The following is a 23,472-nucleotide window of genomic DNA, read 5'->3' on the forward strand; positions in this document are numbered from 1 at the left end:
GTATTAGTTTTTATTTTTAAAAGATATGTGAATAGTTACTGAGAAGCTATTCTAGGACTGAACTATCAAAAGAAGAACCAGCTCATAGCTGGCTTAATTTATTTTCATATTCTTTTATTACTTTGTAAAATGTATTTTTCTTTAACTCTAACCTTTTCATAAACTTAACTCCTGTTATTTCTCTATTTTTCCACTTTGGATAAGTTTCTTCTATTAAAAATAGTTGCTTTGTGCTTAATGTTGAAAGGTTAAGTGGAGGACGTCCTAAGTGCTTTCCTTGAGATTTAGCTACAGCAATACCTTCCATTTGTCTTTGATGAATTTTTTTACGTTCTTGATCTGCAACATAGGATAGCAAAGATAAGAATTGGTCTTCCATTAATCTTCCCATATCACCCATCTCACGAAATTTACGACTATCAAATAGAGTTTCGTTTTCTAAAACAACAATATCAGCTTGTAATTCCCTGGTGATGTATTTCCACTCCGAAATTACTTCATCATAGTTACGTCCCATACGATCTAAAGCATCTATGTAAACAATATCACCTGTACTTAAAATTTTTCGTAATAATTGATACTGAGGACGATTAAAATGTCGTCCACTTGCTTTAGGGGTACGGAAACGATTCGAGGGATGAGGGGCCACTCTGGGATTTAATTACAAATATAAAAAACTTTATTCAAGTTCTTTTAATCTACGATATAGAGCGGCCTGACTCACTCCTGTAATCTGACATATTTCCTTTATTGTTTTATTGGTATGTTTTCGTAATTCAATTGCATGGTTCATGCCAGGATGTTTATCTGTGTATTTCTTCACTCTTCCTCTATATACTCCTTTTTGTTTTGCTAGCTTTATTCCCGCATGTTGTTTTTCTTTAATCATTTCACGATCTAATTCACTAAAGGCAGCCATGACAGTTAAGAAGAACTTGCCCGTTGGAGTTCTTGTATCAATTCCTAAATTTAAAATTGCAAAGTGAACATCCTTTTCCCGAAGTTGTTCTACTAACTGTAATAGCTGAATGGTATTTCGACCTAAACGATCCATTCTAGTTACGACCAAAGTATCCCCAGTAATTAGTTTTGACAGTATAGTGTCTAACTCTGGCTTTTGTTTTGTTACTCCACTTATTTTTTCTTTAATAATTTCATCTACTCCATATTTCATGAGCTGTTCAATCTGTGTATCTAGATTTTGATCTTGTGCACTTACACGAGCGTATCCATAGACCATTTTTCTCCTCATTTCAAATATATTTTTGATAAGTGTTATTGAGAGTCTCTGAGACTAATAATATCAAGGAAAGGATTTCTTATCAATAGGGTACACTCTAATGATATATAATGAAACTAATTAACTGAATAATCACAGAAATGAGATGATACTGTATGAAAATGGCGAGAGGTAGAGAATTGCTTACACCGGAACAGCGACAAGCCTTTATGCAAATTTCTGAAGATGAGTGGGTGCTAGGAACCTACTACACTTTTTCCAAACGAGATTTAGAAATTATAAATAAGCGACGGAGAGAAGAAAACCGTTTAGGGTTCGCCGTTCAATTAGCCATTCTTCGGTATCCCGGTTGGCCATACACTCATATCAAAAGCATTCCAGATTCAGTCATACATTATATATCGAAACAAATCGGTTCTACTCCATCTTCGCTTAGTCTTTATCCTCAAAGAGAAAATACACTTTGGGATCATTTGAAAGAAATTCGAAATGAATACGACTTAGTAACTTTTACTCTAAAAGAATATCGAATGACATTTAAACACCTTTATCAATTAGCTTTGGAAAATGGTGATGCCATTCATCTACTACATGAATGCATAGATTTTCTAAGAGAAAACAAGATCATACTGCCTGCTATCACTACACTTGAAAGAATGGTATGGGAGGCAAGAGAAATGGCTGAAAAGAAGCTATTTAATATGGTTAGTCAATCTCTGTCAAATACGCAAAAAGAAAAGCTTGAAGAGATCATTACTTCGCAGCATCCATCCGAATCCAATAAAACTATATTGGGGTGGTTAAAGGAACCACCGGGTCATCCTTCACCCGAAACATTTCTAAAATTAATAGAACGACTTGAATATATACGGGGAATGGAATTAGAAACGGTACAAATTAATCATTTGCATCGCAATCGCTTGTTACAGCTATCTCGCTTAGGTTCAAGATATGAGCCTTATGCATTCCGTGACTTTCAAGAAAATAAACGTTATTCGATATTAACCGTCTATTTATTACATCTTATTCAGGAGTTAACGGATAAAGCTTTTGAAATTCATGATAGACAAATACTCAGTCTGTTATCAAAAGGCCGCAAGGCTCAAGAGGAGATTCAGAAACAAAACGGTAAAAAGCTAAATGAGAAAGTTATACACTTTACGAACATCGGACAAGCTTTAATCAAAGCAAAGGAGGAAAAATTAGACGCTTTTGAGGTTTTAGAATCCGTTATTGAATGGAATTCTTTCGTCTCTTCGGTGGTAGAAGCTCAGGAGCTTGCACGTCCCACCGACTATGATTATTTGGACTTACTACAAAAACGATTTTATACACTTCGAAAATATACGCCAACGCTCTTAAGGGTATTGGAATTTGATTCTACAAAGGCAAATGAACCACTTTTACAAGCTGTGGAGATTATCCGAAGAATGAATGAATCTGGGAAGCGAAAAGTGCCTGATGAATCACCTGTGGACTTTATCTCGAAGCGTTGGAAAAAACACTTATATGGGGATGACGGTACAATTAATCGTCATTATTATGAAATGGCTGTTTTAACAGAACTAAGGGAACATGTTCGTGCTGGTGATGTATCCATTGTGGGCAGTAGACAATATAGAGATTTTGAGGAATATTTATTTTCGGAAAATACATGGAATCAAACGAAAGAGAATACGAGGTTATCAGTTAGTTTATCATCCGAAGACTATTTGACAGAGAGAACCAGTAGCCTTAACGAAAGATTAAAGTGGTTGTCTGCCAATTTCAATAAATTAGATGGGGTTTCTCTTGAAAAAGGAAAACTGTCAATTTCACGCTTAGAAAAGGATACTCCAGAAGAAGCAAAAAAATTTAGTGCAAGTCTTTATCAAATGTTACCAAGAATAAAATTAACCGATTTACTTATGGATGTTGCATATATAACAAGATTTCATGAGCAATTCACTCATGCTTCCAATAATCGAAAACCAGATAAAGAAGAAACGATCATTATCATGGCTGCCCTTTTAGGAATGGGAATGAATATTGGGTTGAGTAAGATGGCTGATGCCACACCAGGACTTACATATAAGCAACTAGCCAATGTATCCCAATGGCGCATGTATGAAGATGCAATGAATAAAGCCCAAGCCGTATTAGTAAATTTTCATCACAAATTACAATTGTCTTCCTATTGGGGAGACGGTACAACTTCTTCGTCAGACGGAATGAGAATGCAGCTAGGTGTTTCATCACTTCATGCAGATGCAAACCCACATTACGGAACTGGAAAAGGAGCCACCATCTATAGATTTACAAGTGATCAATTCTCTTCTTACTACACAAAGATTATTCATACTAATTCAAGGGATGCAATTCATGTTTTGGATGGTTTATTACACCATGAGACGGATCTAAACATCGAGGAACATTATACAGACACAGCTGGTTACACAGACCAAATTTTCGGATTAACCCATTTATTAGGATTTAAATTTGCTCCAAGGATAAGGGATCTATCGGACTCAAAATTATTTACAATAAATAGAGCAAGTGAGTATCCAAAACTAGAAGCTATTTTACGTGGACAAATAAATACAAAGGTCATTGAAGAAAATTATGAGGATGTTTTGCGATTAGCCCATTCAATTAGAGAAGGAACAGTCTCAGCATCCCTTATTATGGGGAAATTAGGTTCTTATTCAAGACAAAACAGCTTAGCTACAGCCTTACGTGAAATGGGGCGAATAGAAAAAACGATCTTTATTCTTAATTACATTTCGGATGAATCTCTAAGAAGAAAAATACAAAGAGGATTGAATAAAGGAGAAGCCATGAATGGACTGGCAAGAGCTATTTTTTTTGGAAAACAAGGAGAACTTAGGGAACGAACCATACAGCATCAATTGCAAAGAGCCAGTGCTTTAAACATAATTATCAATGCCATCAGTATTTGGAATACCTTACATCTAACAAAAGCAGTTGAATATCAAAAACAGTCAGATAGCTTTAATGAAGAATTATTGCACTATATGTCGCCTCTAGGTTGGGAACATATTAATTTACTTGGAGAATACCATTTTAATTCAGAAAAAATGATCTCGTTAGATTCTTTAAGACCATTGAAACTTTCTTAGCGTTGTTAAAAATGGGGGAATCGGCTTGAAAATGGGCTTAGCGTTGTAAATCCGCATTTTCCTGACGGTACCCCAATAAGTAAGATTCCTTGTTAATGTACTATTAATATAAGCTACTTCTTCTTCCGATGACAAAAACGGATTTAAAGCAGGAACAACTATCTATTTTGCAGTAGATTTTGATGTTTACGGGTATGAAATCACAGACAATATTATTCCCCACTTTGCGGCAATCAAATCTGTATTTGCTGCTATGGGTGGAAAATACACAGTCGGAATTTATGGCCCTAGAGCTGCAGGAATACGTGCTCATGAAACTGGATGCGCTAAATATAGCTTTGTAAGTGGAATGTCACCTAGATACAGTGGGAATTTGGGATACCCTCTGCCCAAAAACTGGTCATTTGATCAAATTTCAACCATATCCATTGGAGCAGGAGAGGGATTAATAAAAATTGATAATAATATCAGTTCTGGGCGTGACCTAGGTCAATCTTCTGTTGAACCTGTTGAACACATTAATGGATTAGATTATCCATTGAGAAACAATTTTATTGATTCTATCCGAAATGAAGTTACTCCTGTGGTTGATTCAGGGAAAAACTGGTTTCAAAAATGGATTTTGGAAAAGTTTGGAGATGTCATTGGCGCAAATTTTTATGTTCGAAATGCAAAAGATTCAGTAGAAAGAGTTATTGAGTATGATGCTTTGATTACTCGAATGGCAAGAAAACTTCAAATGAGAAAATCTTTAATTCAAACTGTCTTGGCGTGGGAGTCATCTGTTGAAAATTCTTTAGATACAGCAAAAGATTTGCTCGTAAAACAAGGAATTGAAAAGGACTCTAGTACAGGTCCTTGTCAAATATTCGCAGCCACGGCAATTAAAGCAAGAGGGTGGGCCGTATACAATGGATATTTAGAAGAAGAAATTCTTGATCCTAGTAATCCTACTCATTTAAGGGTTATTTGGGAAGCATTACATACAAGTCCAGATTATAATATCGACACTGCGGCTTGGGTCTTAAAATGGGGTGCTATTCATCTCCTTGGATTTGGTGTTAATACGCTTGAATATACTGATAAAGAAATACAAGAAACATTGTCACGTTATAACGGAACGGGAGATGAGGCTTATGAATACGGATTAAGAAATTCCGAGATTTATAAAGGCTTTGAAAAATATAACGTGCTTAGTAGATTAGGAATGTAGTTATTAGTATATATAAGTTTTTTAATATGGTATGAAATTGTCGTTTCATACCATATTTTATTTATATAGCATAATAGGATTTAGAGTAATTTAATATCCATGCTGTTAATACATCTTGAATCTAATAGATAAGCCAATAACTTTTGATATTCCAGGTAAAGCTTTTCTATTTCATTCTCCTAATATGTAATAGTTAATACTCTTTTTTTATTCTTTTAAGGTGCAGTTTGGAAGAATTCGTCTATAAATTCTAGAATGAAAGCATAAGTGAAAAGCCCAATTGGCAATGAGTTTACAAATAAAGCGAAAATTCTTATGACTAATTTTTCTTTGCTGAACATTGAAATGAAGCTTAAAGGAACTGCAAATAATGAAGCAAAAAATGTAACTGATATAAAGACTTTTAATATTGATTCTACATTCGCATTGGAAGTTAGTGCTGAAATGCATAAGGATATTGGTATAATTGAAATTGTAGCTAATGCTATTAAGAATGAAATTTTAGTAAATATCTTCAAATTTTCTCTTTTCAAAAAATTACCTCCATTCACTAAAATCATAATTGTATTGGTTTTTTACCTTCAATTCATAATAAATCTCTTAAATTAAGTATACAATAATATATTGAGCTATATTCAATTTAATTACAATGATAAAGAAGATATATATACTAATTATAGTATTCCCTTTAAAATACAACACTTAATTGTGTAATTTTTACATATTTAAGTGTTGTATTATTACATTATAAAGACTATAGAGGTAACGTATTATGCAAAAGAAAAAAGAAGCTTATTATGTAAAATGTGTATACACTTAGAGACAAAACTACAAAATCCATAAAAATAGAAACATGGCGTTCATTTAAAGAAGAAAAGAATGTTTTAGGTATTACGGACAGTGACATTTTCCAAATTCAAATGATCTTATACGATCCAAACAAAGACAATAAGCAAAAATAAAAGCAAGATGGCAGAAGAAATGTCTATCTTTCTTTTATTTTTGTTAAATATGTAAAGAAAGTCTTGTGTTTTAAAAATCGCATTGCTATAATATAAACGTAATAGGATTTAACAATAAAATAAAAAAATTAATCAGTTCGCATATAAGAGAAGACCTCAATATGCGCCATGTCCTTAGGGGACGTGTGCGTGTATTGGGGTCTTTTTGCGTTTTGCGAGCAAAAACACCCGGAGGTGCAGGAATTATGTTGAATTGGTTGTCTGCAAAGCTTATGACAACATCGGTAGGAGATTTTCTACTGGCAAAAAGTAGTTTTGAGAAGGGTCTTACTGGGCACACCAGTGGTACGAGTGCTGAAACTGTACAAAAAAGCATGAATACCCTTGTAACAACACTAATTGGTTTTGGTGGTATTTGGGTAGTTGCTTGTGTTGTATTCGCAAGTATTAAACTTTCTGGTGCACAAGGGAAGAACCCTGAAAACCGTACACAAGCCATGGTTGGTTTAGCTTGTGCGGCAATTGGAGGCTTTGTCATGATCAAAGCATACGACATCGCTGCTTGGGTTACAAAAATCTAACATAAGAGTTTGTAAAAGCTCTCCTCTATTTGGGGAGAGCTTCTCTTATACAAGGGAGGAAGCAGAATGAGAAAAGTAACCGTTCCTGTTGATATGACTTCGGAACAAAAAACACTATTAGGTGTGCTGAGCAAACGCCAATTGATTTATCTATTAGGTGGCGGAGCATCCCTTTATTTATATGTACCATTCTTATGGCGGCTATTTGCACCTTTTAATTCGGTAGTAGCATTTTTTATTTGCTTAATTTTAGCAATACCAACGGTAGTAGGTGTAATAGCTTTTGCTTTTATTTATAAAGAGAAACAACACATGTATCTAGATAAGTTTTTACTTATCAAAATGCGTAGCCGTTCTGAAAAAGGCAAGTGGAGAAAAGGGTACGAGCCAACTACATGGGTAAAGGAGACGTTATAGATGTTAGAAATGATATATTTTGCGGCGATAGCCATTGTAGGATTTTTCTTTTATCGGAAAATGAACGGGAAACCGCTGTTTGGGTCTAAAAAAAAGGGGAAAAACCAAGGTGGGATAGAGAAACACATTGCTGAAAACGGCGGAAAGAAAAATAAAAAGAATATGCCTCCTAAATCAGAAGTTGATGAGGATAATGTTGATTTCTTTAGCGCTTTTGTAGAAGACATTAAGGAAATTGACAATCATATGATTCGATATCATGATGACACATTTGTCCTAATCGCGGAAGCACATCCAGTAAACTATTACTTACTTTCCAACATGGAACAAGAAGCAATTGATATCAAAATTGAATCATGGTTAACAACATTAGAGTTTAATACAAAAGTATATATACAAAGTAAATTTGTAGATTTAACAGATCCTGTACGAAAAATGACAGAAACGATGAAAGGTGCGAAGGACCTTACACCAGAGACAATACTATATGGTCAAGAAGTTATCGATAACTTAGAGTACTGGCAACGTTCGCAGCCCCGATATGAGCAAAAACGTTATTTAATTTACCCATACAAGGTGGATATTAGTACGATTACAGCTGATACAGAGGAAGAATTGGACGAAAAGATTGTAGATAAAGCGTTTAACGAATTATATCGTCGTTATAATGCTTCGCGAAATTTATTATCAAAAGCAAAAATTAATGTAGAAATGTTAACGAAAGATAAATTGATAGAACTCTTATACGTAGCGTTTAATCGCCGTAAAGCTGTGAAAGCGCGTTTCCAAGATTTAATTGAAAATGAAAACTTCTCTCTATATTCAACAGGTGAAACAAATGAGAGAAAACTAGAGTTAATAAAGAAAGTTCTAGCAGAAGAAAAAGCTGAAAAATCAAATAATGGGGTGGCGTAAATATGAAGTTGTTTGGAAAGAAGAAAAAAGAAAAAAAGAAATTAGAAGCAGAAAAGAAGGATGAATTGGAACTGGAGGAGGAAGAGCAGGAGCAAGAAGAGGTACCCACTCAATTAGATAATCAAACAACCGTGTTTGATGTCATTGCCCCAGAAGGCATGAAAATTGATGCAGAAGACTATGGGGTGATTAAGCAGTCTTTAGGAAGTAATACCTTCTTCCGTCCGTTTTATATTCCACGTGATGGATACCCTCGTATGATGCAAACCAATTGGTTGAACATGTTAACTTCAGCTGGGGAAGTCGATGTCATGATTGATATTCATAAAGAGCCAAAAGCGAAAGCGATGCGATCGTTAGATATGCAGCTAACGATGTTACGTTCGAACCTTTCTTTCCAACGCACAAGAGGAAACATTGACCAAGAAAAAGACTTAGATGCAAAAATTCAAGATACAAACAATTTAATGGATGAAATTCAATTTAATGAGAATGACTCCTATATGGTGAGCACGATGGCTGTTGCATATGCAGAATCAAAGAAAGAATTAGACGTTTTATGTGAGTATCTTGAGGATGAAATGCAAGCATCACACTTTAAGATAGCAAGTACTTGGAATCGCGTGAAAAGTGGTTTGAAAGCGGTTATGCCACTAGGTGCACCAAACACTTTGCAAGATACATATCGAAATATTGATAGACGAGCGCTATGTACATTTGCACCATTTGTATCAGGTTCTGGACGATTTAATGGTGGTATACCAATAGGAAAGAACAAAATTACTGGGCAAATAGAATTTTTAAATTCGTTCGGGAATGCAGATTATCGCCCACCAAATTATAACATTGGTGTGACGGGGATCTCAGGTTCCGGGAAAAGTTTACTTTTAAAGATGAAGTTAGCTCGTGAAACGTCACTTGCAGATACACATGCAATGATTATCGACCCAGAGGGAGAATTCGTGAAGATTACAAAACGTCTAGGTGGTATTAATTTAAATATTTCACCTGAAAGTAATATCATTATCAACCCTTGTGCAATCGCGGTAACAGAACTTCAGATTACAGATAAAGATGAAGAACTAGAAGCTCTTGAACAATATGATAAGAAAGAACTCATAGAACGCGATGGCGTGAAGTATGTAAGATTTGTACCAATTTTAGAGAAAATTAATGAAATACTAGGATTCTTTGACATTATTATTCGTGGGCAAGACTTTGATCAACCAGGATTAAATGTATTCCAACGTACGATGCTGGAAGATGCGATTCGTGAAGTGTTTGATAAACATGGCATTACTTCCCACCCTTCATCTTTATATGCAGATGAAGTGAAAAAAGTGGATGGACAATTAATTCAGTCTCAAGTGAGAAAGCCTGAGCCAGAGTTAAAAGAAATCTACGATGTAATAGTAGAACATCATGGGGACGATGTGAAAGCAGAAGAGTTAATTGCCGCGATTCGTCCGTTCTTACGTGATGGTTCAAAACCATTATTTGATGGGCAAAGTCATTTTGGCCGTGGTGTGGAAACACAGTTAAATGAATCACGTGTTGTTAACTTTAATATTAGTCATTTAGAAGAAGGATTCTTAAAACCAATCGCCTTCCACGTTATCCTGAACTATATCTGGGAGCATTGGATTAAGAGCCCAGAACACGCTATCAAACGAAAAGTGTTATATGTGGATGAAATGTGGCAGTTTATCGACTATGAACAAACAGTTAACTTCTTAGAAAAAGTAGCACGCCGCTCTCGTAAGAGAAATGCAGGTATGTGTTGGGCAAGTCAGGACTTTGTTCGTATTTTAGAAAATGTAAAAGCACGCGGTATCTTGCAATCCACTTTCTCTTATTTCTTCTTAGAACAAAATAAGATCGATAAGAAAAAGATCCAAGAAAACTTTAACTTAACTGCTGGGGAGCTTGATATTATTCTCAACAACCCAGGAAAAGGAGAAGGGATTTTCCGTGTAGGAGATAGTTCGGTTTGGATTCAAACAGATCCATCAGACAAAGAAATGATGTTCATTGAATCGAATGAAGCAGTACTACAAGAGCTTTTAAATAACATGAAGAAAGTACAAGGGTACGCAGGGTAAAAGCGTACCTTTGAAAAGGAAGGTGAAATTATGCTTGAGAAAATAGTAGAGTGGGTCGGAGGCCTAATTATTGTTTTAGTGAAGGCTTTTCTTGGTCCGGTTTATGCGACTTTGGATCCTCTTCCAGTCTTAGTGTTTGGTGGAAATGGGACAGAAGGAAAAGGGACAAATTTAGATTTCTTATTTTCGGGAGATTCTCTAACCAAAGTATTAGACACAGGTATGCCTGTCATGTTTAAGTTTGTTGCTTTTTGTGTCCTCATCAGTGTAGTGATTACGGCAGCAAAATATTCAGCGACAGCTATTAATCCGAATAATCGAACGGCATTAATAGAGTATGCGAAAGATTTAATGATTATCTCGATTTGTCTTTGGCATTTGGATTACTTCTATACTCTTATATTTGATATCAATTCGTGGGTAATAGTAGAGTTCAGAGACGCTATCAATGGAGTAAGTGGTGGGAATTTTGACCCGGATAAGGGTACTAAATTTCTACAGCCTGGATTTGGTGGGGCTGGACTTACAATTACTGAGCTGAGTCTGAAAGGTCATGAAAATGACTATATGTTTATTATATTTGGTTTGTTTATAGAAGCTGGTCTCATCGTCTGGGCAAACTTTTACTATTTAATGCGTGCGGTGTCACTATATGTCTTAATGTTAATGGGTCCTTTAATGGTAGGTATGTGGCTATTCCCACAAAAGAAACAACAGACATTATATTGGATACGTGAATTTATGGGGGCAGTGTTCATACAAGCGATTCATGCAATTACTTTATGGCTCATTATTTCTTTAATTGGAGCAGCAAATAGTCCGTTACTCAAATTAATGTTACTTGCTATGTTTATCCCAATAGGTGAGATTGTGAAAAGTTTTATTGGTCTTAGTACCAATGCATCAGGTGGTATTCATAAAGCGGGTACGATGATGGGTATGGGGGCCTTAGCAAGTGTGGCTGGGCTGGTTAAAGGTGTTCGTGATGACTACCGTAATTCGAAAGCGAAACCTAATGATAAAGGGAATAAAGAAGAGACAAAAGAAGATGCTGACAATCCCAAAAATGCATTGGGAGCGAATTTAGGAACAGATATTGGTACAACATCTCGTGCAGCTCGTATGTTAAAAGCAGGGCAAATTGGAAGTTCAATTGGTAAAGCGGCAACGGGACTTGCGGGTATGGCCGCAGGAGCAGGGCTTGGACCAGAAGGAATGGCAATAGGGACAATGGTCGGTAGTAAAGCGGGTGAAATTACTGGTGCGGTTGCAGGAAGAACTGCTGGTGCAGTAGGCGAAGGAGCTGTAGCGTTAGGGAAACATATTGGTTCAAGTGTGAAGAAGGGTGCGGACACGTATTCAAATTTAAATGGAGAATCCTATCCAGAATTAACCGATGAAGATATTGCACAGGATTTAGCTACAAAAGATTTTGAATCTTGGAAAGCGGATAATCCTGATTCAGCAGTTACGAGTCGATTAAAACAAGCATTTCCTGGTGCTTCCGATGCAGAGATTGCTAAGAAAGTAGCGAAAACCAATAGTGATCAAATGTCTCACTTTAAAAATCAGCGTAAACAAGATTTTCAGAATATGAAGAAAAACGCTACACCATATGGAAACGCTAAAGATTTAGTAAATGCAGCAACAAATGCATTCCAAAAAGGATATGAGGCAGACCATAAAGATACGTTTATGAGTCAACTGCCAGAAGGTATGCCAGCTGAAGAGAAAGAGCAAAAATGGAGTGACCATTTAGACTCAAAAGTACAAGGATTTAGAAATCATGCAGAACAGGCGGCAACAAAAGCTGGAGCAATGCCAGTTGATGCAAAAGATAAGCAAGGAAATAACTTGTTTGATAAGTCCTATGTGAATAAAGATGCTTTTGCTTCTCAACTTGCATTAGGAAAAGTCGGAAAAGCAGTGGAGGATGTAAAAGGAGAAACGTTAGAGAGTGGCCATCAAAACATGGGGCAGGTTGGTGCTCTTGTAGGAGCTTCAACCGCTGCGTTTAAGAAAGCATATACTGCAGATCATAAGGCTGGATTTATGAAGCAATTGCCTGCGGATTTACCACAACAAGAAAAAGAAGCGGCATGGAACAAGCATGTAGGTCACAAAGTACAAGGGTTCGAAAATCATGCACAAAGAGCTGCAGAGCAAGCAGGTATTGTTCAGCAAAAAGACGGTACAAGCTATGCGAATAAGAAAGCTTTCGCTTCTCATTTATCACAACAGTTACAAAATAATCCAAACTTAAATGCAATGGGTGTATCCAGTACTGCAGGCATTCAAAAGGCAGTCAATGGCGTGAAAACACATGGTTTGACAAGTGGATATGGAAGTCAGAATGCCAAACAAGTAAGTAATGTTGGGAACCTGGTCCAAGCTTCTACGGAATCCTTTAAACAGGGATATGCGGCAGAACAACAAGCAACCTTTATGAAAAACTTGTCCCCAACCATGTCTCAACCGCAAAAAGAGCAGGCTTGGCAGACACATTTAAATCAAAAAGGAAATGAATTTAAAGCAGTAGCTCAGCAAGCAGCAGTACAAACTGGAGCGATGCCAGTACAAGCAAAAGATACGAGTGGTAAGAGTCTACATGCCCAGTCGTATATCAATAAGGATGCTTTTGCTTCGCAATTAACGAAAGGCTTACAGAGTCATGCAACCCTTGGGACAGTGAGCCAACAAGTAAGCTCTGGGATTACAACTTCTATTCAAGGAGTTAGATCACACGGTGTTGCTGCAGGTGGTGCAATTAATAAAGCTGTGTATGCAGCTACACAAACACAAGCAAGTATGGCGAGTGCAGGAAATCTTTCCGTTTCTGAAATTCAACGTTCGTATGCAGATGCGTCTGCAGGTGTAGCAATTATTGCACAAAGTGCTGGCAAAATGTCTATCCCAACTTCAGCTGTGGGACGTATGACACAGCAAAGTACGAAGATTGGCATGAGTGTGATGGAAGGTGTCAAACATTTTATGCCTACAAATGCACTAGAGAATGTTTCAAAAGCATACTTTAATGCGTCAAGTGCTGTTCAGCAGGCAGGAGGGAATGCAGTACAAAAAGCGATAAGTGGAAGTGCAGCCGCTGTTCATACTTCATTAGGAGGTAACGCGGCAGAACGCCATTACAATGTCACAAAAGGATTAAGCTATGCTGCTGGTGTGATTGGTGGCGCAGGTGCTTACCAAGCAGCTGCACGTACGGTAAGTAAATATAACCCGTACAATAAAGCAGTTCAAACTGAAGCAAAAGAGATTCAGGAGATTCAGAGAATGGTACCAACGACAACAGACCATACAGGAACGCAATCTGTTGCCAAAGGGGCTGTACGTTTAGTTACGACGAATAACAAGTCATGGATTGAAGCAAAAGATTCCAGTGGAATGACACAAGTTGTATCTCGTTATGGTAGTGGAGATAGCAGCATTCGTTCCGGACAAATGGTATATCAAGATTTAAATATTGCAGACGGGCAGTTGACACAGTACCGAAATGGTATGAAAGCTTCTCCAGCATATATACAAGATTCAAGTGGTGGGAAAATTAGTATAAATCGCTCGATTAATACTAATCCAAATCAATTGGTAGGAAATCAAAATCCAAGACCAATACAACAGAAACCAGTGATAAGTGAACCACCACTTACTGTGAGTCATAAGGTAGACAATGGCCACTTCTATATGTCTGACTTAGATCAAGGTGGATATAAGAATGTACAAATGGTCGTAGAAAGAGACCGTAGTTATATGGTGGCTACCACAACAGAAGGTACAGTTTCACGTATCTCACCATTCGGAAAAGGAGATACACGTTTACAAACAAACCAAAGAATTGAAAGAATCTGTGAAGTAAAAGATAGCAGTATTAAACCAAAAGAAGAAATTTTGGTTACACATACACAGGACGAAGTAGTACGTGCAGAGACACAACTGAATTTATCAGAACATGACCCGCAAAATCTGATTCCATTTGCACCAAACCCGCGTTTAGCACAGCGAAAAAGACGAAATGATGAGCATGGAAAGTATGGTGTGACAAGTCTATGAGTCAGAACCCAAACGATCCAAATGAACAGAAAAAAAGCAATCCCTTAAAAGATGTAGCGTCTCACTTTATCAAGAAAAAAGGGATGCAAGCTGGCGGGAAAATGGCAAAATTGGCAGGAAAAGCAGGAAGGGCGGCAGCGAAAGCTGCTGCCAAACTGCTAAAAAAGGCAACACTTAAAATTGTAGGATCAATATTAGCCGCGGTTGGATTACCTGCAGCTATCATTATGTCGCTGATTATTGTGGTGTGTGTCATTTTAGCATCATTTGTACCGTTTACAAAAGATGAAAGTAAAACAGAAGAACAAGTAAAAAAGTATATGGAAGTTTCAATGGCTCTAAATGTGGATTGGAAAGAGAGTGTTGCTTTTGACATGGCACGGTATGATAATGATCTCACCGGTAAAGATCCACATGATGCGATTTCATATTTTTTGGATATCCAATATGAAGAATATACGGAAAAAGAGGTATGTGAGGCAGGACCAAACGGTCCTTGTGAAAAAAAGAAAAAGGAGATGCAAAAAACAAAATCTGAGAGTTACTCCGGACCAGATGTAAAAAAGATTTTAGGAGATACAGATTTTAAGAAAAAAATAGATGAGATTAATGCTAGTGGTAGTAAAAAGGTGACAACCTCTTCTCATGGGCTAGAGAAAGCGATGGAACTTGCAAAATTTAGTGAGAGTCAAAAAGATCGTGCGCGTGAGATATTAGCTGCAGGGATGTTAGAGGGAATGTATGGACATCTAGCCCCAACTGGTGGATTTATCGGGGGGATGTGCGTAGGTTCTGTTAGTCCTGGTGGAGAGCCTGTTAATATCAATGAAAAAGTAACAGGTTATCTTCCCAAAATTAAAGAGATGGCAGAAAAACATGGTGTGGCTCAATATGTTGGTATTCTGGCAGCTCAAATGATGCAGGAATCAGCTGGAGCAGGAAATGACCCGATGCAAGCATCAGAGGGACATTATGGAGACTTGAGTCCATCTTGTATAGGTGTAAAAGGAAATGCTCGAATGGGGTGTATTACAGATCCGAATATTTCTATTGAAGCAGGAGTACAGGAATTTAAAGATGTGCTAGGACAAGCGAATGGTGACGTCGCTCTCGCCTTACAGTCATATAATTTTGGGAGTGGTTTTATTAGCTATGCATTAGCAAAAGGTGGTTATTCAGAGGAAACAGCCATTGAATTCTCAAGAAGTAAGGCACATTTAAATCCGGGTGGTTGTTCTGACCCTAATAACTTCCGAACCAAAGTTGGAGCGTGTTATGGGGATTATACGTACGTTACCAAAGTTTTGAAATTTTACAAAGATTTAGGTTGTGTAGCGTCTGGAGATGGAGAATGGGTGTCTGATAAAGGTTGGAAATGGCCAACGAAATCAGGGCGTATTACAGATACGTTTGATGCGGTTCGTGGTGGAAAACAACATAACGCTGTAGATATTGGGGCCATGACCGCCGGAAGAGCTGGAGACCCTGTGTGGTCGATGGAAGTTGGTATTGTAACGAACCAAACAGGAAATGTAAATGGTGGTGGTTTAGGTGTTTATGTAGACCATGGAAATGGCATTGTATCTCGCTACTTACACTTGAGTAAAATATCAGTTGCACCAGGAACCATGGTAACAAAAGGACAAATCATTGGGGAGATGGGCGGTTCTAACTATAATAAAGATACTGGTTTACTTAATATGAATGGATACGCTGTCCATTTAGACTTCCAGATTCGTATTAACGACCAACCAACAGATCCAATGAAATTCTTTAAGAAAAATGATGATCCGGGATTATCATCAGGCGGTTCTCCTGTTATGACGAATGACAAAAGACAAAAGGTACTAGCAGAAGCGAAAAAATGGCTTGGGCAAGGAAAAGTTAGATATGTATTAGGGGATCGTAATCCACCAGGCGGCACTTCAGATTGCTCAGGATTTACGCAGTATGTCTTTAGAACAAGTATAGGTGTGCAACTTGGAGATTGGACAGGTGCTCAAGTTGGACAAGGTAAACAAGTACCAGACATCAATCATGCACAACCAGGAGACCTCATCTTCTATGAAAACCCAGGACACGTTGCAATTTATATGGGGAACCAGAAAATGATTCATATTGGTGATGATAAGGGTGTACAAATTACAGGTCTAAACTATACGGCAAGAGGACAACATATGACTCAAATTCGTAATGTTATAGACTGATAAAGGATGAGAGAAGATGAAGAAAGTAATCAATATTTTGTCCAATATGCCTCGTAAGTACTTGGTGGTATTGGGGGTCATAGTTTTAGTGCTAGGTGTAGCTACCTATAATACCATTCATCGTTACATGATGAAATCACAAGTACAAGAGGAAGAACAAGTAAATCAAGATGAAATAGAGATGCTTGGAGATAAGCCAAAGGGATTTGATACAAAAGAAGAGGAATATATCGCGAAAACAAAAACAGTAGAAGACTTACTACGAAAAATATCTTCCAGTAGTTATGATGTACCATATTTGTTTACAAAGGCTGGATTTGGTATTGAGCCAATGAAAATGACAAGTAATGAGCGCATGCTTGCTACAGAAGCTGTACAACGATATTTCCTGCATGGAGATAAATTCTATAATGCTCGTATTACAAAAATAGAACGCGGAAAAAAAGTAGATACGTACCACATTGAAGTTCAAATTCAACAAGTGAATTTCCTTGAACCACGTCAATTTAAAGTGCAAGTCAATCAATATGCACAAATTGTAACACCAATTGAACAAATTCCGCACGGGCAAGAAGAAGTACCAGTGGATTAAGTGGAAAATGAGGGTTGTGGAAGAAAAAACACAACCCTTTCTAAAAAAATAAAGAGTACCCTAAAATATTTATTGAATATTCATAATTTTCTGATATAATAAAACCATAGCTAAATGAAATCTATATATATAACTGATTTGAAATAGATATGGAGGAAAGAAAAAATGAGAATGTTATTTGGAACAGCAGCAAACTTTTTTGCGGGATATTCTTCTGGAAGGGGATCAGGATTTTTAGGGACATTATTCGGATGGGCTTTGTTTTTGGGTGGAGGATATCTATTAGTAGAAAATTGGGATGCTATCACGGTGTGGATGCATAGTTTAAATATAGTGCAAGGGTTAGACGGTTATGAAGATATGAGTAATGGGTTCATCTTTGTATGCTTGGTTGTAAGTGCTTTTATTTTTATGCTGTTGTTGCCGGTCTTTGCCGTATTAATAGTAGTAGCCGTAGTGTTAATGAATATTGTAGTTTGTAACCTTGTACTGCTAACATCACCAAGTACATATACAAAACAGAAAAATAAGGAGAGTGAGTGGGAATGAATACAATTCTAGTATTAGGTGGGTCAAATGGTAGGACGTTAGAAAAACTAGCGAAAAAAAGAGATTGTCAGGTGATTTTTCATGACGGAAAGAATCATGGTGGCGTAAAGAAGACTTTTCGTAGTGTCATTAAAAAATGTGATGTCATTGTTGTGCAGAAAGGTGCATGTGGACATGTATCTATTGATGTAGCAAAGGAATACGCAAAGAAGTATGATGTCCCGCTTCTATTTAATCAAGGGTTTGGTGGAACGGGTGCGTTAGAAATAGGTTTAAAACACCTGCAGGCAGCGTGAGATTAGTAGGAAAAGAATATTTCGGTTTATAAATCATAAAATTTTTATATACAGATTATATTTTGGTAGATTTTAATAATATATAATTTGAATTTCATTCAGGATGGGGATTCAGTATAACAAAAAGTAATGAATAAAAGAGAAAACCCCTGCGGGGACAGGGACTTTTTAGGAGAGATATTGTTGTCGTACAATGTCGAAATTTGGCGGATTCGACGAATTAATATTATCACGAATTTTCAAGTAATTGCGGTGGCTGATGTGTCAAAACTGTGTACGATTTTCATATAAATGCGTTATTTTAATCGGAAATGGCAGGTAATTGACCAAATCACCTGCCATGTGCCTGAACAGTCCGGAGGGGGAAAGCTCCGTTTTGAAAGAGTGGAGCTGACTTGTAGATAGTATGTGTAATGTAAAAAAGATTATTCAAAAAGGGGAATGAGAAGTGGAAAATCAAAAACCATTAGTTATTTTGAATGAAGATCAAAAGGCGGTCACTTTAAAGAGATTAAAAGATTTATGTTTTGCAGCACAACAAATGCATGAATGGTTATCAAAAGATAAGTTAACTGAAGAAATGAAGGGGACACTTATTTCTTTATCAGAAGGTCATATTTCAGTTATAGCTAAAGAAACAAACTACGAATTAGATTTGGCTAAGGAACGAGAAAGACGTAGTGCTGATCTTAGGAATGCAAATTTACGTATTAGAGAACTAGAACAAAAGATGGCTGACATGAAGCCTATTGATGGCTTGAGTGAACAGCTTAATTCACTAACTAATAAAATTAAAGGCTGGTGGAGAGAAATTGGGTTTAATTATATTTCTGAAATGACTTTTACTGAATATGGTGGATTGGATGTAAAGTTCGCTTTTAGTTTAACTCGACTTAGCAGAATATTTAGCAAAAAACCAATATCAGATAAAAAGATGAAGTAGATAAAATCCAACAATTATGTGATCAGGGATTCATCCTTATGAAAGAAGATAACGAGTTGCAATTGGTGGATAACGATACTAATAAAAAGTTATTGATAAGCCTATTGGAAGAAAGATTCCCAAGTATTAGCATAGACCGAATAGAGACATGTTTCGGAAAGAGTAATCAAGAATCTCATATTCAATATGTTACAGCTTATATCGGCGAACTACATGAAATTTAAACAAAATAGTTATTTGCGCGACACGTTTCCTTATAAGTGTGCGAACACGAAATAGGAGGGTTATCAATTTTTGATAACAACAACTGATTGACTGAAAGTAGGAATGAAAGCCGTCAGGTTGAGCTGAAACTACTTATCTAATACTCCTACATGCAAGGAGTGATAGTAGTCACAAATTGTATGAAGCTAGGTGAAGTCGGCTGAACAAAACCTAAGTGAGAAATCATATGGTAATGGATAGGTCGGGATGCTACAAACTATCTATGGTGAGAATGTCCAAACGGACTGACGAACTTGCGAATGTACGGGTCTAAACTATTAATACATTAGAAATGTGTATGTCGTTAATGACGACGTTATTTACCGAAAAGTAAGAGTAGATAATATGAAATTCGGAACATCCAACGATGAGGATGTAAAGATAACAGGCTTACAGCAAGCACCTAAGGATATATGTATAGCTAAGTCAATCGGAACGTGGTAAGCAAGAAACTGTCATCAACGCCTACTAGCGGACAGATGCATATAAGGTTCTAACGAACCGAAATTGCTTCATTCTTGTGAAGGTGGGGACACAGTACCAACGAAACATGTAACGAATGTGGAGGGATAGTCCCTAGTCTTGTTCTTTGAAAACTAAATTAACTAGATGTAACTCACAGGATCGAGTAAGATGATGGGACTTTTCGTAAGAAAGGGGAATTAACACATCGGTGAGTACAACATTACGACATGCAGAATATTATGACATGCAAAAAGTGTTTGATGATTTATATCAACGGAGCAAAAACAACGCTACTAAAGGTATAAATTTATATAAACATCTCATATCAAAGGAAAATATTCTATTGGCATATAGAAACATAAAGGCTAACACTGGCTCTAAAACTGAAGGAACAGATGGTATCACAATCGACCATTATAAAATGGAAGATGTAGATTTTTTCGTTGATAACATAAGAAAGAATCTTGTAGACTACAAGCCAAATACGGTACGTAGGGTAGAAATACCTAAACCAAATGGAAAGAAACGTCCATTAGGAATACCTACAATGAGAGATAGATTGATTCAACAAATGTTCAAGCAGGTTCTAGAGCCAATATGCGAAGCAAAATTCTACAAGCATTCATATGGATTTAGACCCAATAGGTCAACGCATCATGCGATGGCTAGGTGTCAATTCTTGATGAACCGCGGGGGATATAGTCATGTAGTTGACATTGATATACAAGGTTTTTTTGATAATGTAAACCATTCCAAACTACTAAAACAACTATATAACATAGGTATAACTGATAGAAAAGTACTGACAATCATTTCTAAAATGTTAAAAGCACCAATCAAAGGAATAGGCATTCCTACAAAAGGAACTCCGCAAGGAGGGATTCTAAGCCCATTACTAAGTAATGTTGTATTGAATGACTTAGATTGGTGGATAACTAGTCAGTGGGATAATATCAAAACAAGGAAAACATATACACTACCAAACAAAAATTATCATCTATCAAAAACAAAATTAAAGAGAATGTATATAGTTAGGTATGCGGATGATTTCAAAATATTTACAAACAATCACAAATCTGCAACTAAAATATTTTATGCAGTGGAAGGTTACCTCAAAAATCACTTAAACCTTGATGTATCTAAGGAAAAATCAACTATAACTAACCTAAAAAGAAAATCTTCGGATTTTCTAGGGTTCTCTATTAAATTTGTTAAAAAACGCAAAAGATATGTGGCAAATACACATGTAAGCGAGAAAAAGAAAAAGGATATTCTTGAAAAAGCAAAAACAAGAATTAAAGCAATTCAAAAAAGTCCATCTGGAAAAACAATACAGGACTATAATTCCTATGTGCTTGGTATAAAAAACTATTACAAAATAGCAACACATGTATCTATAGACTTTACTGAAATAGCCTTTCGTCTCTCGAAAACCTTGTTTAATCGTCTAAAATCAATAGGAAAATATAAGATTCCTACTAATACAAACGCATTATACAAAAGAACTCACAGGAACAATTATAGAACCTTTGAAATAGCAGGTAATCATGTATATCCATTAGCGGACATACAAACACGATTCCCTCAAAGTTTCAGTCAAGATATATGTAATTACACTAAAAAAGGAAGACAAAAACTCATCAAAAGCTTAAAAGGTAACATTGCCAATGAAATGCAAAAAATGTTGCTATCCTCCACCAAAGGGAAAAGTATGGAGTATATAGATAACAGAATGTCGAAATATTCCATGCAAAATGGAAAATGTGCTGTCACGGGAATCTTTTTGCTAGCTGATGAAGCACACTGTCATCACAAAGTACCGAAAGGTATGGGAGGAACTGACGAGTTCAATAACCTAATTATTGTACGTGAATTTGTCCACAGACTGATTCACGCTATAAATGAAGAGACGATTAGAACGTATATGAGAATACTTCAATTGAACGATAAACAATTGAAGAAAATAAATAAGCTCCGTAAAGCTTGTAATCTAGTTACTTTAGTATAGAAGAATAAGATGGGACGCCGTATGTCGGGAAACTGACACGTACGGTGTTAGGTGGGGGAAAAGGTAGAGATGATATCAAAGCCTTACCTATCACGCACAGTAATAAATAAAAAGAGTGCATATATAAATGCACTCTTAGAAAAGTAGGTGAATGTCTCATGAAACAGAAGTAATCAAAAAAATTGTAATCAGATTTTCATGAGTGAATTTTTAATATGGTATGCCTTAATTGGATTTATTGAGTCTGTCACTGAAGAAAATGGTCAAGTGGAATCTAGAAGTAATTAAACAAAATCCTTATTTGAACGTAAAAAAACCTAGAGGGGACTAGGGTCTTTTACATAATAAATCTTTCTGTTTTTAAAAGGACTTACTGAAGATAACACATGAATGTTTCATAAATGTATCAAAAAATGAACGAAATCTTTATTTCATAACAAGCGAAAAAGAGCACACATTTAAGTATGCTCTTCGACAAGAAAGGTAGTTTTCTATGAGTGGAGAGTCTCCATACAATAACATATGCTTGTCCAGTTAAAAGGTGAAAAATTTTTAACAAAATCGTTATTTGAATGAAAAGACAACAAACGGAGGGGTTTGCTGTCTTGATAAAAAGGAATGGCACTAAGTATATATTACAGAGGTAACTGGTTAGTAAAAGTATATGCATTATATATATAAATATCACCAAACAAAGGTGATAATTTTTAAACAAAACGCTATTTTAGAGAAAAAGGTAAAGGATGAATCCAAGAATATGAATAATAGTAATATATACAAATCAGGTTATGTCATTCTTATTTATTTTGTTATGACTCAATTTGTAGGAATTATAGGAGTACAATTACTGGCTAAGACAGGTTGGTATGATATTCAGGGGAATCAGCAACAAGCGATTCAAGAGATCCTTGTACATTGGGAGTTAATAGGGTTTCTGCTTACACTAGGAATCATATTTCTTGTATATAAGAAAGAATGGATTAAAGAACCTAGGCTATCAATCAAATTATCGAAAACCACATGGGGGTGGATTCTTGCTGGAATCATATTCGTTTTTCTTGCACAGATGATTGGTAGCTTTTTAGATAAAAGTTTATTCCAGTTATCTACGCAATCAGAAAATACATCTAGTACAGTCGCAGCTGCAGTGATATCACCAATTGCGATTGTATCCATTGTAATTCTTGCCCCATTAGTAGAGGAACTGGTATTTCGATATGCAACCATGAATATTTTAATGAAGAAGTTTAAAGAAACAGGGAGTATCATAATCAGTGCATTGTTCTTTGCAATTATGCATTTTGATTTTCCATTTATCTTTGGGTATTTCTGTATTGGGGTTGTATTAGCCTTCGTATATAAACGTTCAAATCAATTATTAGTTTCTTATATTGTTCATGCAGTGATGAACTTCATTGTACTGATGTTGCAAATAATCTAAATAGGGGTCCCGCCACATGCCCATCAACTTAAAAATCTTGGTTCTGTTGCAAAGTTTTCTAAACGAAATTAAAATGGAAAAAATGATTCGAGG

The 23,472-nt window shown here is 36.3% G+C and carries 15 protein-coding genes and 4 pseudogenes; 17 read left to right on the forward strand and 2 right to left on the reverse strand.

Annotated features, from left to right (window positions below; translation table 11 throughout):
• Positions 1–82: 82 nt before the first annotated feature.
• A pseudogene (locus JFU54_RS01620) lies at positions 83–619 on the reverse strand (recombinase family protein); the annotation flags it as partial.
• A 60-nt stretch (positions 620–679) separates the two neighbouring features.
• Positions 680–1,240, reverse strand: coding sequence for a recombinase family protein (locus JFU54_RS01625; RefSeq protein ID WP_201063547.1), 561 nt, complete (start codon positions 1,238–1,240; stop codon positions 680–682).
• Between the two features lie 155 nt (positions 1,241–1,395).
• Between JFU54_RS01625 and JFU54_RS01630 the strand changes: the two genes are divergently transcribed.
• From JFU54_RS01630 to JFU54_RS01700, 17 genes and pseudogenes are all read left to right on the forward strand, one after another.
• Positions 1,396–4,359, forward strand: a complete 2,964-nt coding sequence (locus JFU54_RS01630; protein WP_201063548.1) for a Tn3 family transposase — start codon at positions 1,396–1,398, stop codon at positions 4,357–4,359.
• A 148-nt stretch (positions 4,360–4,507) separates the two neighbouring features.
• Positions 4,508–5,572 (forward strand): annotated as a pseudogene (locus JFU54_RS01635) (glycoside hydrolase domain-containing protein); the annotation flags it as partial.
• A gap of 267 nt (positions 5,573–5,839) precedes the next feature.
• Positions 5,840–6,181 (forward strand): sodium:proton antiporter, encoded by a 342-nt coding sequence (locus JFU54_RS01640; RefSeq protein WP_201063549.1) that lies wholly within the window; start codon positions 5,840–5,842, stop codon positions 6,179–6,181.
• A 163-nt stretch (positions 6,182–6,344) separates the two neighbouring features.
• Positions 6,345–6,534 (forward strand): annotated as a pseudogene (locus JFU54_RS29375) (hypothetical protein).
• Between the two features lie 161 nt (positions 6,535–6,695).
• A complete protein-coding gene (locus JFU54_RS01645) occupies positions 6,696–7,115 on the forward strand; it encodes a hypothetical protein (protein WP_201063550.1) in 420 nt (139 codons plus the stop codon).
• Between the two features lie 66 nt (positions 7,116–7,181).
• Positions 7,182–7,532, forward strand: a complete 351-nt coding sequence (locus JFU54_RS01650; protein WP_201063551.1) for a PrgI family protein — start codon at positions 7,182–7,184, stop codon at positions 7,530–7,532.
• On the forward strand, positions 7,533–8,447 hold the full coding sequence (locus tag JFU54_RS01655; protein ID WP_201063553.1) for a hypothetical protein: 915 nt from the start codon (positions 7,533–7,535) through the stop codon (positions 8,445–8,447).
• A gap of 2 nt (positions 8,448–8,449) precedes the next feature.
• The gene (locus JFU54_RS01660) at positions 8,450–10,549 is read left to right on the forward strand and encodes a VirB4 family type IV secretion system protein (RefSeq protein WP_201063555.1); all 2,100 of its coding nucleotides are present in this window, start codon (positions 8,450–8,452) and stop codon (positions 10,547–10,549) included.
• Between the two features lie 30 nt (positions 10,550–10,579).
• Positions 10,580–14,614, forward strand: a complete 4,035-nt coding sequence (locus JFU54_RS01665; protein ID WP_201063557.1) for a TrbL/VirB6 family protein — start codon at positions 10,580–10,582, stop codon at positions 14,612–14,614.
• Positions 14,611–16,821, forward strand: a complete 2,211-nt coding sequence (locus JFU54_RS01670) for a lysozyme family protein (protein WP_201063559.1) — start codon at positions 14,611–14,613, stop codon at positions 16,819–16,821. Before JFU54_RS01665 ends, JFU54_RS01670 begins: the two co-directional genes overlap by 4 nt.
• Positions 16,822–16,837: 16 nt before the next feature.
• On the forward strand, positions 16,838–17,413 hold the full coding sequence (locus JFU54_RS01675; protein WP_002166785.1) for a hypothetical protein: 576 nt from the start codon (positions 16,838–16,840) through the stop codon (positions 17,411–17,413).
• Positions 17,414–17,578: 165 nt separating this feature from the next.
• Positions 17,579–17,962, forward strand: a complete 384-nt coding sequence (locus JFU54_RS01680) for a hypothetical protein (protein WP_201063561.1) — start codon at positions 17,579–17,581, stop codon at positions 17,960–17,962.
• Positions 17,959–18,258, forward strand: a complete 300-nt coding sequence (locus tag JFU54_RS01685; protein WP_002169762.1) for a DUF2325 domain-containing protein — start codon at positions 17,959–17,961, stop codon at positions 18,256–18,258. Before JFU54_RS01680 ends, JFU54_RS01685 begins: the two co-directional genes overlap by 4 nt.
• A 448-nt stretch (positions 18,259–18,706) precedes the next feature.
• Positions 18,707–19,425, forward strand: a pseudogene (locus JFU54_RS01690) (hypothetical protein).
• A 334-nt stretch (positions 19,426–19,759) separates the two neighbouring features.
• A complete protein-coding gene (locus tag JFU54_RS29380; RefSeq protein WP_215561127.1) occupies positions 19,760–19,909 on the forward strand; it encodes a hypothetical protein in 150 nt (49 codons plus the stop codon).
• A gap of 229 nt (positions 19,910–20,138) precedes the next feature.
• A complete protein-coding gene (ltrA, locus tag JFU54_RS01695; protein WP_201063563.1) occupies positions 20,139–21,938 on the forward strand; it encodes a group II intron reverse transcriptase/maturase in 1,800 nt (599 codons plus the stop codon).
• Between the two features lie 757 nt (positions 21,939–22,695).
• Positions 22,696–23,379, forward strand: a complete 684-nt coding sequence (locus JFU54_RS01700; protein WP_201063564.1) for a CPBP family intramembrane glutamic endopeptidase — start codon at positions 22,696–22,698, stop codon at positions 23,377–23,379.
• The last annotated feature ends 93 nt before the right edge of the window (positions 23,380–23,472 follow it).

This window comes from Bacillus sp. TH19 (genome assembly GCF_016651075.1).
GTDB lineage: Bacteria > Bacillota > Bacilli > Bacillales > Bacillaceae_G > Bacillus_A > Bacillus_A mycoides.